Annotated in this window: 23 protein-coding genes and 1 pseudogene; 22 read left to right on the top strand and 2 right to left on the bottom strand. The window is 61.8% G+C overall.

Annotation, left to right across the window (positions count from 1 at the left end):
- Window positions 1-158: 158 nt before the first annotated feature.
- From LIX93_RS21975 to LIX93_RS21875, 21 genes and pseudogenes are all read left to right on the top strand, one after another.
- The gene (locus LIX93_RS21975; protein WP_226506165.1) at window positions 159-353 is read left to right on the top strand and encodes a hypothetical protein; all 195 of its coding nucleotides are present in this window, start codon (window positions 159-161) and stop codon (window positions 351-353) included.
- Between the two features lie 334 nt (window positions 354-687).
- Window positions 688-1,830 carry an FAD-dependent monooxygenase gene (locus tag LIX93_RS21970; protein ID WP_226506164.1) on the top strand — a complete coding sequence of 381 codons (1,143 nt, stop codon included), beginning with the start codon at window positions 688-690 and terminating at the stop codon, window positions 1,828-1,830.
- A 290-nt stretch (window positions 1,831-2,120) separates the two neighbouring features.
- Entirely contained in the window at window positions 2,121-2,954 is an 834-nt protein-coding gene (locus LIX93_RS21965) for an ABC transporter ATP-binding protein (RefSeq protein WP_226506233.1), read from the top strand.
- 60 nt (window positions 2,955-3,014) lie between these two features.
- The gene (locus LIX93_RS21960) at window positions 3,015-3,983 is read left to right on the top strand and encodes an ABC transporter substrate-binding protein (RefSeq protein ID WP_226506232.1); all 969 of its coding nucleotides are present in this window, start codon (window positions 3,015-3,017) and stop codon (window positions 3,981-3,983) included.
- A 34-nt stretch (window positions 3,984-4,017) separates the two neighbouring features.
- Window positions 4,018-4,794 (top strand): ABC transporter permease, encoded by a 777-nt coding sequence (locus tag LIX93_RS21955; RefSeq protein WP_226506163.1) that lies wholly within the window; start codon window positions 4,018-4,020, stop codon window positions 4,792-4,794.
- Window positions 4,794-5,558 carry an SDR family oxidoreductase gene (locus LIX93_RS21950; protein WP_226506162.1) on the top strand — a complete coding sequence of 255 codons (765 nt, stop codon included), beginning with the start codon at window positions 4,794-4,796 and terminating at the stop codon, window positions 5,556-5,558. The genes LIX93_RS21955 and LIX93_RS21950 overlap by 1 nt, the downstream gene beginning before the upstream one ends.
- A 34-nt stretch (window positions 5,559-5,592) precedes the next feature.
- Window positions 5,593-6,132, top strand: a complete 540-nt coding sequence (locus LIX93_RS21945) for a cupin domain-containing protein (RefSeq protein ID WP_226506161.1) — start codon at window positions 5,593-5,595, stop codon at window positions 6,130-6,132.
- Between the two features lie 4 nt (window positions 6,133-6,136).
- On the top strand, window positions 6,137-7,012 hold the full coding sequence (locus tag LIX93_RS21940; protein ID WP_226506160.1) for an alpha/beta hydrolase: 876 nt from the start codon (window positions 6,137-6,139) through the stop codon (window positions 7,010-7,012).
- Complete coding sequence (locus LIX93_RS21935) at window positions 7,009-7,830, top strand: IclR family transcriptional regulator (RefSeq protein ID WP_226506159.1); 822 nt, start codon at window positions 7,009-7,011, stop codon at window positions 7,828-7,830. Before LIX93_RS21940 ends, LIX93_RS21935 begins: the two co-directional genes overlap by 4 nt.
- Before the next feature lies 1 nt (window position 7,831).
- A pseudogene (locus tag LIX93_RS21930) lies at window positions 7,832-8,629 on the top strand (SDR family oxidoreductase).
- Entirely contained in the window at window positions 8,622-10,304 is a 1,683-nt protein-coding gene (locus LIX93_RS21925; RefSeq protein ID WP_226506158.1) for a thiamine pyrophosphate-binding protein, read from the top strand. The pseudogene LIX93_RS21930 and the gene LIX93_RS21925 overlap by 8 nt, the downstream one beginning before the upstream one ends.
- Window positions 10,305-10,314: 10 nt before the next feature.
- Complete coding sequence (locus LIX93_RS21920; protein WP_226506157.1) at window positions 10,315-11,118, top strand: aspartate dehydrogenase; 804 nt, start codon at window positions 10,315-10,317, stop codon at window positions 11,116-11,118.
- A gap of 13 nt (window positions 11,119-11,131) precedes the next feature.
- Entirely contained in the window at window positions 11,132-12,628 is a 1,497-nt protein-coding gene (locus LIX93_RS21915) for an aldehyde dehydrogenase (protein ID WP_226506156.1), read from the top strand.
- Window positions 12,625-13,590: a VOC family protein gene (locus LIX93_RS21910; RefSeq protein WP_226506155.1), complete on the top strand. Its 966-nt coding sequence runs from the start codon at window positions 12,625-12,627 to the stop codon at window positions 13,588-13,590. Before LIX93_RS21915 ends, LIX93_RS21910 begins: the two co-directional genes overlap by 4 nt.
- The gene (locus LIX93_RS21905) at window positions 13,587-13,904 is read left to right on the top strand and encodes a hypothetical protein (protein WP_226506154.1); all 318 of its coding nucleotides are present in this window, start codon (window positions 13,587-13,589) and stop codon (window positions 13,902-13,904) included. Before LIX93_RS21910 ends, LIX93_RS21905 begins: the two co-directional genes overlap by 4 nt.
- Window position 13,905: 1 nt before the next feature.
- Window positions 13,906-14,127: a recombinase-like helix-turn-helix domain-containing protein gene (locus tag LIX93_RS21900; RefSeq protein WP_226506153.1), complete on the top strand. Its 222-nt coding sequence runs from the start codon at window positions 13,906-13,908 to the stop codon at window positions 14,125-14,127.
- 17 nt (window positions 14,128-14,144) lie between these two features.
- Window positions 14,145-15,179, top strand: a complete 1,035-nt coding sequence (locus LIX93_RS21895; protein WP_226506152.1) for an aromatic ring-hydroxylating dioxygenase subunit alpha — start codon at window positions 14,145-14,147, stop codon at window positions 15,177-15,179.
- Entirely contained in the window at window positions 15,176-15,652 is a 477-nt protein-coding gene (locus LIX93_RS21890) for a Rid family hydrolase (RefSeq protein WP_226506151.1), read from the top strand. The genes LIX93_RS21895 and LIX93_RS21890 overlap by 4 nt, the downstream gene beginning before the upstream one ends.
- Window positions 15,653-15,655: 3 nt before the next feature.
- Window positions 15,656-16,615 (top strand): PDR/VanB family oxidoreductase, encoded by a 960-nt coding sequence (locus LIX93_RS21885; protein ID WP_226506150.1) that lies wholly within the window; start codon window positions 15,656-15,658, stop codon window positions 16,613-16,615.
- Between the two features lie 415 nt (window positions 16,616-17,030).
- Entirely contained in the window at window positions 17,031-18,284 is a 1,254-nt protein-coding gene (locus LIX93_RS21880) for a hypothetical protein (protein ID WP_226506149.1), read from the top strand.
- A gap of 106 nt (window positions 18,285-18,390) precedes the next feature.
- The gene (locus tag LIX93_RS21875; RefSeq protein ID WP_226506148.1) at window positions 18,391-19,077 is read left to right on the top strand and encodes a TetR family transcriptional regulator; all 687 of its coding nucleotides are present in this window, start codon (window positions 18,391-18,393) and stop codon (window positions 19,075-19,077) included.
- A 193-nt stretch (window positions 19,078-19,270) separates the two neighbouring features.
- Here LIX93_RS21875 and LIX93_RS21870 read toward each other — a convergent pair whose 3' ends face one another.
- Window positions 19,271-20,083, bottom strand: a complete 813-nt coding sequence (locus LIX93_RS21870; protein ID WP_226506147.1) for a DUF1206 domain-containing protein — start codon at window positions 20,081-20,083, stop codon at window positions 19,271-19,273.
- A gap of 195 nt (window positions 20,084-20,278) precedes the next feature.
- On the bottom strand, window positions 20,279-20,836 hold the full coding sequence (locus LIX93_RS21865; RefSeq protein WP_226506146.1) for a DUF4174 domain-containing protein: 558 nt from the start codon (window positions 20,834-20,836) through the stop codon (window positions 20,279-20,281).
- A gap of 95 nt (window positions 20,837-20,931) precedes the next feature.
- Between LIX93_RS21865 and LIX93_RS21860 the strand changes: the two genes are divergently transcribed.
- Entirely contained in the window at window positions 20,932-21,102 is a 171-nt protein-coding gene (locus LIX93_RS21860) for a hypothetical protein (RefSeq protein ID WP_346015235.1), read from the top strand.

Raw genomic sequence — 21,102 nt, 5'->3', positions numbered from 1 at the left:
CCAAGTAAAAACGCTAGGCCAGTCTTCAAAACTGAACGGATGAGCAGATCGTACTGCCATAGCGAAGTGGAGACCGGCGCTTTTGTGGGGCGTGTTTTTTTGCACATGCCGCTACTACTTAGGTTTGGTCGTATTCGTCATTGGTGAGGGATGGCAGGATGGCTAAAAGGTTGGGTGAAAGTGAAAAGGTGGCTTGGGATACCTATATGTCGGCAGCGCTGGCAACCGCAAAAAGCAATGGTCTACCCACCGGAAAAGGGTTAGATGACCAGTGGCTTGAGGCGGTCGAGCTTGCCTCCCAAATTGCGGACATGATGATTGTAGAGCGTCGTAAGCGTGTCTTGCCCGACTAGCCACGTTCTTGTGTTCGAGTGGATAGATGCTCAGAGGTATCCAGCCGGCCAGGGCAAAGGCTGTCCTCGCTGCGTAGATTGGGCAGACGTATCCAGGCTGCGACAGGAGACCGTGTTCCCACACCACCCTGTCGAAAAAAGTGACGGAAAGTAGCACTGCGACCCAAGCGTGCTACGCGTTGGCGCAATTTGGGCCCTTGGCCACCTGTTTCACCTGTAAAAAACTCATAACTAATTGATTCAATTTAATAATATTTTATTTCCTCAATGCAGGAAATAATGGCATTTCCCATGCATGAGACGTTGCCTCACCCATGCAACATCGAGGCAACTCATGCAAGCACTCTCCATAGGTATCCTCGGCGCCGGTATTGGCGGTCTGTGCGCCGCTATCGCGTTACAACGCGCAGGGCATCAGGTCACGGTGTACGAACAAGCCAAGGCATTCATGCGCGTCGGCGCCGACATCAACCTCACGCCCAATGCCGTCAAAGCACTGGACGGCTTAGGTATCGGCCAGGGCGTGCGCCGCTTCGCAGCGCGCCCGACCCACCGTATCAGCCGTCTCTGGGACACCGGCGAAGAAACCTCCCGCCTGGAAATGTCCGACGTTGCCGAACGCCAATACGGCGCGCCGCAGCTGACTATCCATCGGGCTGACCTGCTCACCGTGCTGGCCGATGCCTGTGCAGTGGAACAGGTTCAGTTCTCCAAACGTGCCGTCGCCGCCAGTCAGGACCCGGACGGCGCAGTGCTGCACTTCAGCGACGGCAGCCAAGCGAGGATGGACGTACTGATCGGCGCCGACGGTATCCACTCCGTGGTGCGCAATACCCTGTTTGGCAAGGAGAGCCCACGCTTTACCGGGGTCGTCGCGTTCCGCGCCGTGGTGCCGGCCAGCCGCGTGGCTCACGTGCCCAATATCCAGGCATTCACCAAGTGGTGGGGCCCGACGGCCCATAGCCAGATCGTTACCTTCCCCCTCAACCGCGGCGATGACATCTTTATCTTCGCCACCACCGCCCAGGACAGCTGGCACGAAGAGAGTTGGACCACCCCTGGTAGCGTCAGCGAACTACGCGACAGTTATGCCGACTTCCACCCCGACGCCCGCGCCTTACTTGACGCCTGCGACGATGTCTTGAAAACCGCACTCTATGAACGCGACCCGCTGCCCTACTGGACCGAGGGCCGTCTGGTGCTGCTGGGCGATGCGTGCCACCCGATGATGCCGTTTATGGCCCAAGGTGCCGGCCAGGCAATCGAAGACGCCGTAGTGCTGGCGCGAGCGCTCAACGAAGTGCAATCCACCGAGCAGGTGAGCTACGCCCTGCGGGATTACCAGAACGCTCGGATGGCGCGCGCTAGTCAGATCCAGATCGGTTCGCGCGGCAACCAATGGCTCAAGGCCGGTGGCAATGCCGACTGGGTGTATGGCTACGACGCGTGGCAAGTCTCGACGGGTTCAGCCCAATAACCGCAAAACTCATCTACATGGCACTGTTTTATATATAAAACAGTGTTCCATAAAAGCACCCTTATCTCGCACGAATGGTAACAACGCCCGCGAACGTGCAGCGCCGTATCACAATACAAACAACGTTTTATATATAAAACATGTCCGCGATTGATAGATTTATACAAACCATTGATTATCAATGATTTTATTAATTATTGATGATTAAAATCCACATGGCATTGTTCATGCACTAACCGATGTATCACTAGTAAAACAGACCAGAGACCTTTCCAATGGCTGTCAAAGAGATGTTTGCAATCGCCCCCGACTGGACAGAAGCCCGTCGCCTGGCCAACGAGCCGACCGAAATTGAATTTCGCAAAGTTGGCAAGAGCTTCCCGGGCAAAGGTAAAGCCGATGCGCCATTTGCTATCCGTGATGTGAACTTCACCATCGCCCGCGGCGAAGTGGTGTCGATCATCGGCCCTTCCGGCTGCGGTAAAAGCACCATCCTCAACATGGGCTCGGGGCTCTACCGGCCGAGCGAAGGCGAAGTGTTCGTCGGTGGCGAAGCCGTCGACGGCCCGGTGAAGAAGGTCGCGTTCATGCTGCAGAAGGACCTGCTAATGCCGTGGCGTAGCATTCGTCAAAACGTCGAGTTGGGCCTTGAAATCCAAGGCATGGCCGCCGCCGAGCGCCGCTGCATCGCTGAAGACCTGCTCGATCGGTGCCACCTGCAGGGCTTCGCGGACCACTATCCGTTTCAGCTGTCGGGCGGGATGCGCCAACGCGCAGCCTTGGCACGCACCTTGGCCATGGACCCCCAAGTACTGTTTCTCGACGAGCCGTTCTCGGCCCTCGATGCCCAGACCAAGATGATCCTGCAGCAAGACATGGCCCGCATGCTGTTCGAGGAAAAGAAGACCGCCCTGTTCATCACCCACGACCTGGTAGAGGCCATTGCCATGTCCGACCGCCTTCTGGTGATGAGCGCGAGGCCCGGCACCATCATCGAAGAAATCGTCGTCGATCTGCCCTACCGCGACAACCCCTTGGAACGTCGCAAGCTCGCCGAAATCGGCCCGCTGGCCGGCCGCCTGATGGCGCTGCTCAAAGTTGGCGAAGACACCGATCTGCATTGATCGCTGTCCCGAACGGCCCTTCAAACCCCTTCAGGAGTCACCATGTTCAAGTCCGCTGTCATGACCGCGTCGGCCGCTCTTGGCCTGAGTTTCGCATTGGGCGCCCATGCCGCCACTGACGTCACCTATCTGTTGCCCGCTCCGCCCAACTCCGCGGCATTCGCGCCATGGATCATCGCCAAGGAAAAGGGCTACTACGCCAGCAAGGACCTGAACGTCACGTTCATTGCGGCCAAGGGCGGGGTCGACGTCGCCAAGCAGATCGGCGCTGGCAATGCATTGATCGGCGGGGCCATCGGCGATACCCCGATCGTGGTCCGCGCCAACGGTATTCCGGTACGCGACGTGGCGGTACTAGGTGCCGGCGGGGTAACAATGATTGCCACCAACGCCGACGAAAACATCACCTCGGTGAAGGACCTCAAGGGCAAGACTCTCACCGTAATGTCGTACTCCGACACCACCTATTACGCCCTCCTCGCGACCCTGCGCAAAGCCGGCCTGGACAAGAACGACGTCAACATCCAGGCCGCCGGGCCTGCGGGTGTCTGGCAGCTTTTTGCCGCCAAGAAAGCCGCCGCCATGGCAGGCGTCCCAGACTGGGTCACCGATTCCCAGGAGGCAGGCCTGGACGTCACGCTGATCCCCCAGGACCAAGTGTTCGAAAGCATGGCGCAATCGATCATGGCGTCCGATGACGCTATCGACAATCACCCGGAGATCGTCCGGGGCGTAGTCCAGGCGACGCTGCAGGGCATGCGCGACATCATTGCCGACCCCCATGCTGCCGCTGCGACGTTCGCCAAGGCCGTGCCTAGCTACGCCGGCAAGGAAGCGCAGCTGGAGAAGACTTTCAAACTCTATATCGAGCACGTTTACGCGCAGCAGACCGTACTCGGTCGCATCGACCCGCAACGCCTGGAAAAAGTCCGCCAGTTCTACGTGAGCGAAGGCATCGTCAGCAAGGAGCCCAAGCTCGAAGACCTCTACACCAACCAGTTCATCGACACCACCACTGCCGCCAAGTAACGGCCCGGGCCGTAACCGCAAAGGTACTACCGTGATGAAAAGCCTCAACAACTCGATGTTCGGCAGCGTTGCTCTGCTGATCCTGTTTCTCGCCCTGTGGCAATGGGGCCCAGGCCTGCTCGGCATGCCTGAATTCGTCATGCCCAACCTGAGCCGAGTGGCGCAGGAAGGCGTGCTGATGTGGAGCACCAGCAACCTGCTGCAACACACCCTGATCACCGCCGTGGAGATCGTCGTGGGTTTTGCCCTCGGCGGCTTGCTGGGGGTGTTGATCGGCACCTCCCTGGGCCTCTCGCCCAAAGCCGAAGCCATGCTCTCGCCGTACATCCTGGCGCTGCAGATTGCGCCAAAAGTGGCGTTCGCTCCGCTGTTCGTGATGTGGCTGGGCTACACCGTGTACCCCAAGATCCTGATCGCGGTGCTGATCGTGTTCTTCCCGGTGATGATCAACGTGCTCTCGGCAATCCGAACCGTGGACCCGGACATGATCAACCTGGTGCGCACCATGAACGCCAGCCGCTGGCAGATTTTCCGCTTGGTGGAATTCCCTTCGGCGATGGCCGCGCTGTTCTCCGGCTTGCGCATCGCCTCGACCCTGGCCGTCATCGGCGTAACCGTCGGCGAGCTGGTCGGCGGTAACCAGGGCCTGGGCTTTCTGCTCGTGGACGCTGAAGGCCAAGGCAACACCGCCGGTGTGTTCGTGGCCATCGTCATGCTCACTCTGATCGGCGTGCTGGCCTATGGCGCGGTGGTCTGGGCCGAGAAGCGCGTCCTGCATTACATGCCCAAAGCCATGCTGAGTACCAACTGATGAACCCTTCGAATCCACTGTTGCAAGGTCGCCGCGTGCTGGTCACCGGTGGCGCGCGCGGCCTGGGCTATGCCTTCGCCCAAGCTATCGCCGAAGCCGGCGGGCGTGTAGTCATCGCCGATATCCTCGCCGAGCGCGTCCAGCAGGCCGCTGCCGACCTACAGGCCTTGGGCCTGGACGTCAGCGGCCTGAGCGTCGATCTGGCCGATCCGCTGTCCATCCAGCGCTGCGCCGACCAAGCCAGCGAACGCCTGGGCGGCCTCGACGGCCTGGTCAACAACGCGTCGGTGACCAACTCTGGCGGTAAATCCTGCGAAGCGCTGAGCATCGATACCTGGGATCAGGTCATGCAGGTCAACGTTCGCGGCACGTGGCTCATGACCACCGCGTGCCTGCCAGCACTGCGCCACAGCGGCCAAGGCGCCATCGTCAACCTGGCCTCCGACACCCCGCTGTGGGGCGCCCCCAACCTGCTGGCCTATGTCGCCAGCAAGGGCGCGATCATCGCCATGACCCGCAGCCTGGCCCGTGAACTGGGCGTCGACAACATTACCGTCAATGCCATTGCGCCCGGCCTGGTACTGGTGGAAGCCACCGCCTACGTGCCCGAGGCGCGCCACCGCCAGTACACCGAGCAACGCGCCATCCAACGCGCACAGTTACCCGAGGACGTCAGCGGCGCGGTGGTGTTCGCCCTGTCCAACCTGGCCCGCTTCATCACTGGACAAACCCTGCCGGTCAACGGCGGGTTCGTCATGCCCTGAACCCTTGTTGAATCGAATGAAAATGGAGACCGCCATGACTGACCTGTCCACCACCACCGAAGCCCCGAAAAGCTGGGAGCGCCCTGAAGGCGCCAGCCTCGAGGCATGGATGCAGACCCGCGTCGCCCGTTACCAGACCCGCAAATACGACTGGAACGCGCTCAAGTTCCAAGCCGACTTCGACCCTAAATACCGTCGCGCACAGATGCGCTATATCGGCACGGGCGGCACCGGCGTCAGCACCGACATGAACACCATTCCCTCGGAAAACTTCACCTTCAGCACCATGGTTATCCCTGCCGGCCACGAAGGTCCGCCACACCTGCACACCGACGTCGAAGAAGTGTTCTTCGTACTGCGCGGCAAACTCAAGGTGGTAATCGAGAAGGACGGTGAACGCTACGAGACCATTCTCACTGACCGCGACGTGATTTCCGTACCACCCGGCGTTTACCGCGAGGAGATCAACATCGGCGACGAAGATGCCTTGATGTGCGTGATGCTCGGCGCGAAAAAACCGGTCACTCCGACCTATCCGCCAGAGCACCCTCTGGCCTCGGTCAAGCGCGGATAAGCCCATGTTGCCAGCCACCCACACCGCCAGCCCGGTTGCCGAACTCGAGGCACTGCTCGCCCAGCACTTCGTACAACGCACCCTGGTGCTCGATAACAGCCGTCAAGCCGTTCGCGAAACCGGCACCGGCGGCGCCGTGGTGCTGTTGCACGGTATTGGCTCGGGCGCCGGGTCGTGGCTGGAAGTCGCCCTGCAGCTGCGCCAAGAGGCCCGCGTAGTGGCCTGGGATGCCCCAGGTTATGGCGACTCGACACCGTTGTCGTTCGCCGCCCCGAGTGCCGAGGATTACGCCGACCGGCTGGTCGCCACCCTCGACGCCTTGGGCATCGACGATTGCTTGCTGGTCGGCCACTCGCTGGGCGCCATCACGGCCGCCGCCTTTGCCCGCCTGTATCCGCAGCGGGTGCGCCGCCTGGTGCTGATTAGCCCGGCGCGGGGCTATGGCGACCCGGCTCGCGAGACCCAACGTCAACAAGTGCGCAGCAAGCGCCTCAGTGCGCTCGAACAACTGGGCATTGCGCAGATGGCCGCCCAGCGCAGCGCCGCCATGCTCTCGCCCCGCCCAAGCGTCAAGGCGCTGGAATGGGTGCGCTGGAACATGTCGCGCCTCAATGCTCACGGTTATCGCCAGGCCATCGAGCTGCTGTGTGGCGCTGACCTGCTAGATCACACCCCGCTGGCGGTGCCCTGTGAAGTGCATTGCGGCGAAGCGGACGGGATCACCGCCCCCGAAGCCTGCCTGACGCTGGCCAAGGCGCTGGGGGCGCCCTTCACCCTGATCCCCGATGCCGGGCATGCCAGCCCGATCGAACAACCTCATCTGGTGGCAGGCCGACTGGCCTTCGCCCTCAAGGAATCACTGCCAGGAAGTGTCCAATGAATGACTCCGATCTGAAGGATTCGCAGGATAAATACATCGTTCCCGGGCTGGAGCGCGGCCTGTTGCTGCTGTGCGAATTCACTCGCCAGAACCGTACCCTCACTGCCCCGGAACTGGCGCGTCGCCTGGAGCTGCCGCGCTCGACCATCTTCCGCCTGCTCACCACCCTGGAGACCATGGGCTTCGTCACCCGCAAGGGCAACGAATACCGCCTGGGCATGTCGGTGTTGCGCCTGGGCTTCGAGTACCTGGCTTCGCTGGAGTTGACCGAGCTGGGCCAACCCTTGCTGGCGCGGCTGTGCGACAAGCTCAACTACCCGAGCAATCTGGTGGTGCGCGATGGTCGCTCGATCGTCTACGTTGCCAAAGTCTCGCCGCCCTCGGTGTTCTCCAGCGCGGTCAACGTCGGCACACGCCTGCCCGCCCATGCCACCGTGCTGGGGCGCATCCTGCTCGAAGACCTGTCCCTGGCCGAACTGCGCGAGTTGTACCCCGAAGAACACCTGGAACAGCACTCGCACTGCACGCCCAAGACCGTGCTGGAGCTGTTCGATCTGGTGCAGCACGACCGCGAGCGCGGCTTCGTCAGCGGCGAAGGCTTTTTTGAGTCGGCCATCTCTACCGTCGCCGCGCCGGTGCGCGATCACTCCGCACGCATCGTCGCAGCGCTGGGCGTAACCATCCCAACCACGCAGATCGGCCACGTCAACTTCGAAGAACTGCTCGGCCAAGTGCGTCGCAGCGCCGACGAGCTTTCGCGTTTGCTCAATTACACCCCCAGCCATGGCAGCCGCGTCACCGCGCTGATGAGAGACTGAAATGAGCCTTTATCCACTCCAGGGCAGCACTGCTATCGTCACCGGCGGCTCGTCAGGCATCGGCCTGGCGTGCGTCGAGCTGCTGCTCGAAGCCGGCGCCGCCGTGGCGTTCTGTGGCCGTAACGAGCAACGCCTGCGCAACGCTGAGCGCCAGCTACGTGAGCGTTTCCCGGCGGGCCGCCTGCTGGCCCGGCCTTGCGACGTGCTCGACGCCGCCTCGGTGCAGGCCTTTGCCGCCGCCAGCCTGGAGGCCTTCGGCCCGGCCCAGGTACTGATCAACAACGCCGGTTAAGGGCGCGTATCGACCTTTGCCGACACCACCGACGAGGCCTGGAGCGAAGAGCTCAACCTCAAGTTCTTCTCGGTCATCTACCCCGTACGGGCCTTTGTGCCTCAGCTCGAACGCTGCAAGAACGCCGCCATCGTCTGCGTCAACTCGCTGCTGGCCAGCCAGCCGGAACCGCACATGGTCGCCACCTCGGCAGCCCGCGCCGGGCTCAAGAACCTGGTGCGTTCCATGGCCTTCGAGTTCGCCCCGAAACAGATTCGCGTCAACGGCATTCTCATCGGCCTGGTGGAATCCGGGCAATGGCGCCGGCGCTTCGAGGCCCGCGAAGAACGTTCGCTGGACTGGCCGCAATGGACCGCGCAACTGGCCGCGCGCAAACAGATTCCCCTAGCCCGTCTGGGCCTGCCTATCGAAGCGGCACAGGCAATTCTTTTCCTGGCATCACCCCTGTCGGCTTACACCACAGGCAGCCATATCGACGTTTCCGGAGGCCTGTCCCGCCATGCGTAATGACAACCAAGTGACCGTGGGCGCTGCTATCACCGCCTTTCTCGAACAGTGCGACGTGAAGGCCGCGTTCGGCGTGATCTCGATTCACAACATGCCGATTCTCGATGCCTTCGCCGTGCGCGGCAATATCCGCTTCGTGATGGCCCGCGGTGAAGCCGGCGCCACCAACATGGCCGACGCCTATGCCCGCACCAGCGGTGGCCTGGGCGTGTGCCTGACGTCTACCGGCACCGCCGCCGGCAATGCTGCGGGCGCCATGGTCGAGGCACTCACCGCGGGCACGCCTGTGCTGCACATTACCGGCCAGATCGAAACGGCGTACCTGGATCAGGAATTCGCCTACATCCACGAAGCCCGTGACCAGTTGACCATGCTCAAGGCCGTGTCCAAGGCGGCCTTTCGGGTGCGCAGCGTCGAGACCGCGCTGAGCACGCTGAAGCTTGCCGTGCAGACGGCCCTGACCGCGCCCACGGGCCCGGTCAGTGTGGAAATCCCGATCGATATCCAGTCGACCTTCATCACCATGCCTACCGACCTCGCCCCGCTACCGGTGCCCGTCGCTGCGCCTGCGCGCGAAGCGCTGGAGCAACTGGCCGAACGTATGCTCCTGGCCAAGCGGCCACTGCTGTGGCTCGGCGGTGGCGCCCGCCATGCCGGCAAGGCAGTCAAGCGCCTGATGGACATGGGCGTGGGCGTGATCACGTCGACTCAAGGGCGCGGCGTGGTCAACGAAGACGACGAGCGTTGTTTGGGTGCGTTCTCCCAGAACCGCCTGGTAGAAACCTTCATGCAAAGTTGCGACGCGCTGCTGATCGCCGGCTCGCGCCTGCGCAGCAACGAGACGTTCAAGTACGCGCTCAAGCTCCCTGAAAACACCCTGCGCATCGACGCCAACCCGGCGATCGAAGGCCGCAGCTACTCCAGCGCCCTGTTCGTCTGCGGTGATGCCACGCTGACCCTCGATGCACTGGCCGACCGCCTCGAAGGTCGCCTGCAGACCGACCCGCAGTTCTTCACGCAACTCAAGGAGGTACGGACCAAGTCCCGGGCCGCCCTCGTGGCTGATCTGGGCCCGTACGCGGCCATGGTCGAGCAACTGCAAGCCGCGACCGGGCGCAACTTCAGCTGGGTGCGCGACGTGACGCTGTCCAACAGCATCTGGGGCAACCGCCTGCTCAACCTGTATCACCCGCGAGCCGGCGTGCATGCGCTGGGCGGCGGCATTGGGCAAGGCTTGGCCATGGGCATCGGTGCGGGTATCGCAGCGGCCGAGTACGACTCCCAACGCAAAGTCTTCGCGCTGGCCGGCGACGGCGGTTTCATCCTCAATCTCGGTGAGCTGGCGACCTTGGTACAGGAAAAGGCCAACGTCGTGATCCTGTTGATGAACGATCAACGTTATGGCGTGATCCGCAACATCCAGGACGCTATCTACGGCGCCCGCCATGCCTACGTCGAGCTGCACACCCCGGACTACACCCAGTTGGCCGAATCCATGGGTATCCGCCACGGCTTGGTCAGCGATCTCAAGGATTTCAGCGCCGTGCTGGACAGCGCATTCGGTCAGCCGGGCCCTTTCCTGCTGGAAGTGGACATGCTGGCTGTGGGCAACTTTGCCACCCAGTTCGCCGGTCCGCCCAATAGCGAAACCAAAGCCCAGAAGGCCACCGCCTGAGGATCGCATTATGCTGCATATCACCATGATCGGCTGTGGCGCCATTGGCGTCGGGGTGCTGGAACTGCTTGAGCAAGACCCACAGCTGTGCGTCGACTACGTGATCGCCTCGGCCGGCTCCGAAGACCTGGTACGCCAGCGTCTGGCCAGTTTCAAACAGCCCCCCACCGTGCTGACCGCGCTGCCGGCCGATAGCCGTCCCGACCTGCTGGTCGAGTGCGCCGGGCACCGAGCGATCGAAGAACACGTGCTGCCAGCCCTGGAGCGTGGCATCGCCTGCCTGATCGTGTCGGTGGGTGCCCTGTCGCAGGTCGGCTTGGTGGAACGCCTCGAGGCCGCCGCGCAACGGGGCAATACGCGCATCGAACTGCTGCCCGGTGCCATCGGTGGCATCGATGCCCTGTCGGCCGCCAAAGTCGGTGGGCTGGACACGGTCAGCTACACCGGCCGCAAACCGGCCAAGGCGTGGAAGAACACGCCAGGCGAGCTGGCCTGCGACCTGGACGCGATCACCGAAGCCACGGTGATCTTCCAGGGCTCGGCCCGTGAAGCGGCGCAGCTGTACCCCAAAAATGCCAACGTCGCCGCCACGTTGTCCCTGGCCGGGTTGGGCCTGGACCGTACCCAGGTGACCCTGATCGCCGACCCGCACAGTGACGAGAACGTCCACCAGTTCGAGGCCCGTGGTGCATTCGGGCGCTTTGAGTTGAGCCTGCGCGGCAAACCGCTGCTGGCCAACCCGAAGACCTCGGCGCTGACCGTGTACAGCGTGGTGCGCGCCCTCGGCAACCACGCCCATGCGATTTCCATTTAAGGGAGGCAGTCAAATGACTACCGAACACACTCTGCCAATCTGCATCGCCGGCCAATGGCGCCTGGGGCGTGGCGAGCGCTACGCCAGTTACTACCCCGCCACGGGCGAGCCCGTCGCCTGGCTCAACGCCGCCAGCCTGGAGGACGTTGAAGACGCCGTCCAAGGCGCCCACCATGCCTTTTTGCACAGCGGCTGGGCCCAGCGCAAACCCCACGAGCGGGCCAGTGTGCTGTACCGCATTGCCCAGCTGATTCGCGAACAAGGCGAAGAACTCGCGCAACTGCAACGTCAGGACAACGGCAAGCCGATCGGCGAAACCCGCAATCTGGTCGCCAGCGCCGCCGGAACGTTTCAGTTTTTTGCCGCAGCCTGCGAAACCCTGGAAGAGACCATCACGCCGTCGCGGGGCGATTTCGTCACCATGAGCGTCTATGAACCCATGGGCGTAGTGGCAGCCATCACGCCGTGGAATTCGCCAATCGCCAGCGAAGCGCAGAAGGTCGCGCCAGCGCTGGCCGCCGGTAACGCGGTGGTGATCAAGCCTGCGGAAATCACCCCGCTGCTGGCCCTTCGACTGGCGCGCATCTGCGAAGACGCGGGCCTGCCCAAGGGTCTGATCAGCGTGCTGCCGGGCAAGGGTTCGCTACTCGGCGATGCCCTGACCCAACACCCATTGATCAAGCGCGTGTCATTCACCGGGGGCACCCGCACCGGCAAGCACATCGCCCATATCGCCGCCGACAAGATGATGCCGGTGTCCTTGGAGTTGGGTGGCAAATCGCCGACTATCGTGCTCGAAGATGCCGATCTGGATCACGCCGTCGCGGGTGTGCTCTACGGTATTTTCAGCTCCTCGGGCGAGGCCTGCATCGCCGGCTCGCGGCTGTTCGTAGCGCGCGCCTTGTATGAGCCCTTCATGCAGCGCCTGTGCGCGGCGGCCGCCACCATCAAGGTCGGCAACCCCGCCGACGAAAGCTCGCAAATGGGCCCGCTGATCAGTGCCGCGCACCGCGAATCGGTGGAGCGCTATGTGGCGCTGGGCCTGACAGAGGGCGGGCGCCTGCGCCTGGGCGGCGAGCGTCTGCGCGGTGGTGATTACGACCGGGGCTTCTTCTTCCCGCCGACCATTCTCGAAGGCCTGAGCAACGACCAGCGAGTCTGCCAGGAAGAAATTTTCGGACCGGTGCTGGTGGCCATGCCATTCGATGACGAAGCCGACCTGATCGACCAGGCCAATGACAGCTTGTACGCCCTCGCCGCCGGCATCTGGAGCCGCGACTACAAACGTGCCTGGGCCCTGGGACGCAAGATCCAGGCCGGTACGGTATGGATCAACACCTACAAGCAGTTCTCCATTTCCACACCCTTCGGTGGCTGGCGCGACAGTGGCCTGGGCCGTGAAAAAGGCCGCCTGGGCATCCTGCAGTACATGGAACAGAAGAGCCTCTATTGGGGCATGAACCAACAGCCGCTGGCTTGGGCCAGTGAGCAGCGGGAGGTATCGCCATGAGCGTATTGGGTATTGATGAAGTCACCTATGGCGTCGAAGACCTCGATGCCTGCGTGCGGTTCTTCGCCGACTGGGGCCTGACCCAGGTCAGCGCCCAGAGCGATGAAGTGATCTTCGAAACTCTCAACGGTTGCCGCGTGGTCCTGGCGGCACACGACAAGGCGGGCTTGCCAGCGCCCATCGAAAGCGGCTCGACCATTCGCGAGGTGGTCTGGGGTGTCGAGAGCCAGGCTGACCTGGCCCTCTACAGCCAGCGCATCGCCAACGACCCGGGCTTCGTCGAAGGCAACGGCCGCATCGGCTGCACCGACCCCAACGGCCTGGCGATCCGCCTGCAAGTAACGCGCAAGCGCGCCCTCGACATCGAGTGCAGCGGCCACAACACCTGGCAGGTCAAGGGCCGCATCAACAAGCCGGCGCCGGTCTATGAGCGCGCCACGCCAATCGAAGTCGGCCACGTGGTGTTCTTCGTCACCGACGTCAACGCCTGTGAAGCCTTCTATCACGAGCGCTTCGGCTTCCAGGCCTCGGACCGCTACCCCAACCGCGGGGCCTTCCTGCGCACCGCCGAGGAAGGCGGCCACCACGACCTGTTCATGCTGCAACTGCCCGCCCCCCGAGCCGGCCTCAACCACGTGGCCTTCACCGTGCGCGACGTGCACGAAGTGTTCGGCGGTGGCATGCACATCTCCCGCAGCGGCTGGACCACGGAGATCGGCCCGGGCCGCCACCCGGTGTCGTCGGCCTTCTTCTGGTACTTCAAGAACCCTGCCGGCGCGTTGGTGGAGTACTACGCCGACGAAGACCAACTGACCGGCGACTGGCAGCCACGCGAGTTCGAACCGGGCCCCACGGTGTTTGCCGAATGGGCCATCGCCGGCGGCATCGACGGCAACACCCGCCGCCAGCAGAACGTCGAAGCGCCGCAAGGCAAATTTCTCACGGACAAGCCCAAACCATGACCGACACGATGCTGCTGACCGTGCTGCTCAAGCACGACCAGGCGAAGAACCTCGACGATATCCAGGGCCACATGAAAAAGGTCGACTGGTGGGAGCGCTTCCCCGTCGAAGGCGTGGAAGTGGTGTCCTGGACCGTGGCCATGGGCCTCGGCCAGATCGTCACCCTGCGTCTGCCGCCGGCGTTGCTGCCCACGCTCAACGTCGAGCTGGAGCGCTCCGCCTGGGGCGTGTTCCGCACTGAATGCTACCCCACCTATGACTTTGTCCCGGTACGCGAAATGATCCGCGAACGGGTCCGTAACGGAGGCCAATGAGATGAGCGAACCCTACAACGAAACCCACCAGACCCGCAGCCGCCCGAACACCCCGTTCGAGGACCTGCTGGGCGATTCCCTCGAGCGCGCCTTCGGTGCCGGCAAGTACGACCTGCCCAGCCTGCTCGCGCACCTGAACATGGCCGGCCCGCCCTGCCCGCTCAACAGCGGCGAATGGACCGCCGACACCTACAGCACCTTGATGGCCAAGCTCGGCGCCTGAGCCTCGGAGGATAAGAAATGAACATGCAACTGACCGTTGATCCTGTTGAAAACATTCTGGTCAAAGGCCTCAAGGACCTCTGGTTCCCGCTGCTGCCTTCGGCCCTGCTGGGCGACAAGCCTGTGTCGATTCGCCGCCTGGGCTACAAGATCGCCCTGTGGCGCGACAACGATGGCAGCGCCCATGCCCTCGAAGACCACTGCCCGCACCGCGGCGCGCCGCTGTCCCAGGGCCCGGTACTGGGCGATCGCCTGCAGTGCCCTTACCACGGCATTGAAGTGCGCCAGGACGGCACCGTGACCAAGGTGCCTGGCAGCCCCGGCTGCAAGCTCGAAGGCAGCCGCCCGACGCGCATGTTCCACACCCGTGAAGTGGCCGGCGCGATCTTTATCTTCAATGCCACCGACCCGCACCTGGCCGAGCCGCCCGAACTGGTGCTGCCCGAGCAGTTGACCTCGCCGCAGTGGAGCCACTTCCTCTGCTACACCGAGTGGAAAGGCGACTACCGCTACGTGATCGACAACGTCATGGACCCGATGCACGGTACTTACCTGCACAAGATGTCCCACTCGATGAGCGAAGGCGAGGCCACCGCCAAGTTCGTCACCCGCGACACCGAGCAAGGCTTCTTCTTCGAGAAGGAAGGCCAGCGCGGCGTGAATTTCGACTGGACCGAATTTCTCGACAACGGTTGTCATTGGCTGCGTCTGGAGATCCCCTATCCGAAGACCGGTGGCCCTGGCGGAAACTTCACCATCGTCGGCAGCTATACCCCCGGCGACACGCAGATGTGCGGCGTCTTCCACTGGCGTGCTCGGCCCTTGACCGGCTGGCAGCGCGACACTTGGCGGTTTCTCTACAAGAACCGCCTGGAGGCGCGCCACTGGGCCGTGCTGGAACAGGATCGAGTCCTGCTGGAGAACATGGAATTCGACGCCAACCAGCGCGAAAACCTCTACCAGCACGACCTCGGCGTGGTGCGTATCCGCCGCTATCTCAAGGGCAAGGCCAAGGAACAAATGGCGCTGATCGAGACCAAGGCCATCTCATGAGCACCCTCTGCGCAGCTACTGCGGCAGTCCAGCGCGTTCGGGCCCCGGGCCTGAGCGAGTTGGCCACGGCCACCTGGTCCAACGCCCTGCTGATCGGCAGCGAGGTGGCGATGTCGGGCATGACCGGGCACCCCGCCACGCGCCAGGCAGCCGAAGCTGGGACCCCACTGGGCGCCTACGAACAGACCTTGCTGGTGTTGAACAAGGCTCGCGCGCTGGTCGAAGCCGCTGGCGGGCACATCGGCAATCTCTACCGGCTGACTGTCTACGTCACCGCGATTGCCGACAAGGACGAGGTGGGCCGCGCTCGCCGGGATTTCTTCGCCGGTTTTGCCACCTACCCGACCTCGACGCTGGTGCAAGTCAGCGGTCTGGTATTTCCCGAGTTGGTGGTGGAAATCGAAGCCAGCGCGCGCCTCGACATTGATCTGCGCGCGGTCAGCGCGCCTGCAACCCCTATCGAAAAGGGCTGAACCATGTCCAATTCCTCTACCCTCACTGCGTTGGTCCACACCTTGCGCCATGAAGCCGAAGGCATCATGAGTGTCGAACTGCGCCCCCATGGCGACTGCGTGTTCGCACCGTTCGAGGCGGGATCGCATATCGACCTCCACCTGCCCAATGGCCTAGTACGCAGTTACTCGCTACTCAATTCACCTGCCGACCGCGGCCGTTACGTGGTGGGTATCCTGCGCGATCGCGGCAGCCGCGGGGGCTCGCAGTGGGTACACGAGCAACTGCGCGTGGGCACCACCTTGCAGATCTCCCGACCGCGCAACAACTTCGCCCTCGACACCGACGCCTCCCACAGTGTGTTGGTGGCCGGTGGTATCGGCATCACACCGATCTACTGCATGTTCCGCCAGTTGCTTGCACTGGGTAAATCTGCCGAACTGATCTACTGCGCCCGCTCGCGCAAGGAAGCCGCACTGGTCGAGGAACTCAGCGGCCTGGGCGCCAACGTGGTGCTGCACTTCAACGACGAGAAAGACACCGCCCCCGACCTGCGCCACTACCTGGCGGGACAACCGGCAGACACTCACTTCTACTGTTGCGGGCCGACGCCCATGCTTGATGCGTTCGAGAGCGCCTGCCAGAGCCTGGGCTATCCTCATGCCCATATCGAGCGTTTCGCCGCGGCCGAGCTGCCGCCCTGCGAAGATGCCCAGGACAGCTACAGCGTCGAGCTGAAAAAATCGGGCAAGACGCTCACCTTGGAGCCTGGCCTTAACCTGCTCGATGTCCTGCTCGAGGCGGGATGCGACATCGAGTACAGCTGCCGCGAAGGCGTATGCGGTTCCTGCGAAACCAAAGTGCTGGAGGGAGAGATCGATCATCGCGACGGTGTATTGAGCAAAGCTGAGCGCGCCGCCAATGAGTCCATGATGGTCTGCGTGTCTGGCTGCAAAAGCCGGCGTTTGGTACTCGATATTTAATTGCATGCTGTTGCGGAAACTATGGCCGACTCTGAGTCGGCTTTTTTTTGCCCCAATAAATTACAAGTTTGGCCGTACGTAAATACGACGCCCCAACAAGTTTCGATCCGCACCACTTTCGCGCCCCCGACGTGCATATCGGTAACTGCCAAAGAGGCCAGTTTCGCCTGTGATACAGGCTAAGCTGTTTCACAGGTAATTCATTGAATATAAAGAGTTTTTACTAATTAAAAATCATCAATCCATACTGGCACGCTTCCTGCTCTATCTCTTGCAGGCTCACCGGTAAGACGGTGTGTCACCCTTGAAACGAACCTAACTTAATTGTGCAACTACCGGCACACTTGTCCATAGAGACAAGGGCCCTCCTGTTGCCAGTCATATCCGCCGTTGGACACTTGCAGGTGAGGTCGCAATGAACAAGTACATCATGGGAGTGGGGTTGTTGCTGAGTGCGGGATTATGCGCCGCCGAGCCGGGGCCCGATGTCACCAATACCCAATCGGTCGCCGCGCCCATAGCGACGAAACCGGCGGGCAAAAAGCCCTTCCCGCATATTTCCTGGCGCAGTGCCGATGGCGATGCCAGCTTCGACCTTGGCGGTGCATTGCGTACCAACTGGCGGGACGAGCACTGGGACACCAGCGAAAACAACACCCGCTGGCTGTTCGACACGATGCGTTTCGATCTCAAGGCCACTTACAAAAAGGCCTTCGTCGACATCAACTACTGGTTCTATGACCTCAACAAGCGTTCCATCGACCGCGGCTACGTGGGCTACAACTTCACCTCGCAGTCCAACGTGCAAGTAGGCCTGCCGTTCAAACCGTTCGGCCTGGAACCCTACCCGCAGTTCGGCTGGAGTTACCACATCCCCTTCTTCATGGGATACGGCGTAAGCGACGGCCTGGGTGCCAAGTACAGCTACAAGGACAAAGACTGGGACGTGCAGCTGGGCTACTTCCCGCGCATGGCGCCCAACGGCACACGTTACTCGGGCGAGATATCCCGCTACGCTGACGTCAAGGACAATGCGGTTGCCTTCACCCAGGCCGGCCAGGACAACGAGAAGCGCAACCAGGTGAACGCCCGAGTCGCTCGCACCTTCACGAGCGGCGATTGGAAAACCGAGGTGGGCGCTTCGCTGGCGGCCTCGCAGCTGTACAACGAAACCACCGACGACAACGGCAGCTACTGGGCCGGCGGCCTGCATACAGTGATCAATAACGGCGCGTGGACCGCTACCGCTGAAGCGATCCGCTACGAATACGACCCCAAAAACCCCAATGGCGTGAGCAAGGACTCGGTGCTCATGGGCGGTAACGGCCTGACCCCCGCCTATCTCATCGCGTCCAAGGCGACGATGGCGGCGCTGAACATTGGGTACGACATCTACACCCCGAACCTGGGGCAGTTGAAGAAGATCAAGCTCTACAACGACTACAGCCGCATGATGAAAGACAAGAGCGGCTGGGACGACTCGCAGATGTACACCGTCGGCGCGCAACTGTTCGCCCTGCCTGTCATGGCTTGGGTGGACCTGACCTGGGCCAGGAACGCCAACCCTTACGGCGGTGCGGAGAACGGCACCGGCTGGACCAGCACCTCGTCGGTTGGCAGCAACAAGTGGTATTACCGTACCAACGTCAACATCGGCTATTACTTCTGAAGCACATCGGCCCACTTCGGTGGGCCTTTCGCTCAGCGGCAGCGGGTGTGTAAATTTTCGCCCTTGCCATCAGCAATAGCCTTGCGCCGAGTTATGATCCCAGCCCATGGATATTTCATCAAAAAAGAACAAACGCGGGCGCCCAGAGCACAAGGCTGCCATTGGCCGGGAAGGCTTGATCGAAGCCACCTTGAGCTTGCTGCGCACCTGCGCGCCCAACGACCTCACGTTGCAGGACATCGCCCGGCAAGTGAACGTCGACCCTGCCCTGATTCGCTACTACTTCGGCGGCAAGGACGGCTTGTTGCGGGCCGCCACCTTGCAACTGTTGGACGTGACCCAACTGGGCAGCCAGGCGCAAGGCGATGGACAAGACATCGAGAAGATGCTCTACAGGCGTATTCGCTTGATCATCGATATCGGTCAGCAGAATCCTCACTTCATGCAATTGGTATTGCGCGAAATCTACCAAGGCCAGGACCCCCAGACCGCAGCGGTGCTCGACACCATCGCGCAGCGCGGCGTTGGTTTGAGCGAGGCCCTGTTGCACGCGCGGCCAGCCAGGCCTGGCTTGCCCGAAATCGATCCGCGCATGCTGCACGTGGCCCTGCTGGGGGCCTGTACCTTCTTTGCCACGGCTCAGCCGTTGTTCAATGTGCTTTTTGCGAAGAGCACCGATGAGGCGTTGGCGCAGCAGTACGCGCAGTTCCTGACCGACCTGCTGCTGCGGGGATTGGGTGTGGAGGCTGCACAGATGAACGAAACATCGGCCTGCGGCCATGCCACTTCATAAGCCTTAAGGGCCGAGGCCAACTCCTGACCCATCAGGATCATGCTCATGCCTACCACAGGATGCCGCCAGCTCGTGACGAGACTGCTGGCGTTGGCCGCTGGCGATCCACCCTGCTCTCATGCTGCCCGACTGGAGGCCCGGCGCCTCTTTGCCTTCCAGGTTCGCTTGGCAACCAGCGCTACCCTGCCTTGCACTACGCTCTCGCCACCCCGGGGATTTCCATATTTATCCTGCGCCAGAAGGCTTCAGAGAAGCTGTAAACCGAGAAAGCAATCAAGCCGAAGGCCATCACCATCAACACTAGCCATCCCGCCGGCAAATTCTGGAGCGCGTTGAGGGCCTCCTTCATACCGGGCGGATCCATGGCTTGATAGGCAGAGCCGCTAACGGCCAACAGCAATGCAATCTCTATAAAAACGATGCCACGGGCAATCAGGCCAAACCGAGACACCGGGCGGACGTACCGCATTACGTCTTCGTCGGCCTCGAAGTATTTCTCAAACGACGCCTTCCATCCCTTGATGATGTGAGCAATCCCGACACCCAGCGGAATGAAAGCGATCAGATAGACCAATACGTTGGAATGCTCCCAGGACAAAAGATGCGCCAGCCAGTCTTTGGCTTGCCCTCCTGAATTGCCCGAGCCGCCCATTGTGCTCATGAGTAGGCCTAACGCAAAAAATGCCAGAGCACCATTAACCAGCCCTCCTGCAAACAGACCGGTGCGAATGACCAAACCTTTGAGACTTTTGCCGTGATGGTCGACATCACGCGTAGCTTGCAGGACACGCCAAGCCGCGAATACGAGCAGCCCCGCCACCACGAGCCCGACTAGCAAATAGCCAAACGGCTGGCCTAACAAGGCTTCCAGGCTTTTGTGGCTGTCTTTTGGTTTTGTCGAATCCTTTGCCGCAAGCAGTGCGAAGACACCGATGATCAGGTAAAGCACGCCTCGAGCGGCGTACCCTCCACGTGCAAGGACAATAAGGCTGTGCTGCGCTGACATAGCTGCTTTCCCGAAAGTAATACAGGAACAGACTCGTCTGACTGGAAGGGGTTCTATCGTTAAATCCAAGTGCACTGGCCTTCGGAATGCGTGGGGTAGTCGCTTTCCTGTGCTTCCTGTACTCGGAATAATCTGAGCATGTATCGATGTGGGTGGCGACAGGCAGCTCCAAGCCAAACACAGACCTAAACCGCCTCAATCATCCAGCCCCGCAGGCGGCGCATCCTCTGTAGGCGCAGCTTTACTCGCCTTGGCGCCCTTCGCCCCTTTACCCGTCGCAGCCGCCTTGGCTGGCAACGGCGCCGGCGCGCTCGCTTCCTTCTCAGCCATAGGCATCGCATCAATGGTGGCAAAGATCTTCTTGAGATCCACATCGCCCTTATCAACGATCTTCTTCTCCCCATCCAACCCCACCAGAATGAACCGCATGGCATCGCTGACACCTGGATTCAGCTCGCGGATCATGCCCATGGTGGTCTGCGTCTCAAGGTATTTGCCATCGCGTTGGCCCAGCGTGCCGATGACGGTATAGAGCACCATCTTGCGGTCCTGGAAGGCTTTGTGGGTGGCTGGGTCAGCGAGGTCTTTCTGTAGCGCCACCAGGGAGGGATCGGAAGACGTCCGGGCGATCACGATCAGTGGCCGGAATTGGCCCCTGTCCTTGGCCAATGCCGAATCCGGTTCGGCGGCCATAACAGGGGCAAGCGCCATTGAGAGCAACAGGGTAGTGAGGGTGAAAAGCCGCCGGAACATGCGTGTCTCCTTTCAGATTCGTGCCTATAGGATTGTTCATATTTGCAAAAAATCCACCTCCAAGGCACAACCCCTCAGGGCCGATTCGCGAAACCATGGGCATCCACCCCGAAGTCGAACGCCTGCAATGGCTGTTCACCACGACCTTCGTGCTGATGCCGGTCGACTTGCCTTTGTTCGGCGGGCTCAACTCCATGGTGCCCCGCGCGCAGTTCGTCGGCGCCGGACGGAACCGCCAGGCGTCGCGGGTCTGGCGGCTGGCGTGA

The organism is Pseudomonas sp. MWU16-30317, from assembly GCF_020515695.1.
Classification (GTDB): Bacteria; Pseudomonadota; Gammaproteobacteria; order Pseudomonadales; family Pseudomonadaceae; genus Aquipseudomonas.
This window is presented reverse-complemented; position numbering and strand designations above follow the sequence as displayed.